1 pseudogene is annotated in these 592 nt (G+C 59.0%); it reads right to left on the bottom strand.

Features of this window, described 5'->3' with window-relative positions:
* Window positions 1-352 precede the first annotated feature (352 nt).
* A pseudogene (locus tag AC3ZU9_RS31540) lies at window positions 353-592 on the bottom strand (acetyl-CoA carboxylase biotin carboxylase subunit); the annotation flags it as partial.

Below are 592 nucleotides of genomic sequence, written 5' to 3'. Positions count from 1 at the left end.
CTTCGTAGGTTTCGGCTTGTTCTGGGCTGATGGCGAGACGGACTTGCAGCCAAGGCATGGCGGGCACCTTTGAAAAAATGAGTGTGCGACTGCTGGGTCGCGAAAGCGCGCAAGTTTACGCGAGAGCATGATGCTGTGGCGAGCGAGGCTTTTTGTAGTGAGCGGGCTTGCCCCGCGTTGGGTGGCGAAGCCTCCCTGATCCAGGCACCGCATTTATCCAATTAAAACGGGTTGGCAGGTTTTGGGGCGGCTTCGCCACCCAGCGCGGGGCAAGCCCGCTCACCACAGAGGTAATTGCCGGTGCCGCAGAAACAACAAAGCCGCCCGAAGGCGGCTTTGTTGAGTGGAGCACTTACTGGTTAGCCAGCTTGTGTTCCAGGTAGTGAATGTTCACACCACCCTCGCAGAAGCCTTCATCACGAACCAAGTCCCGGTGCAGCGGGATGTTGGTCTTGATGCCGTCTACCACGATTTCGTCCAGGGCGTTACGCATACGGGCCATGGCCTCGTCGCGAGTGGCGCCCCAGGTGATCAGCTTGCCGATCAGCGAGTCGTAGTTGGACGGAACCTTGTAGCCGCTGTACAGGTGCGA

The organism is Pseudomonas sp. A39, assembly GCF_058145955.1.
Note: the sequence above shows the minus strand (reverse complement) of the source record. Positions and strands in the feature narration are given on the sequence as shown.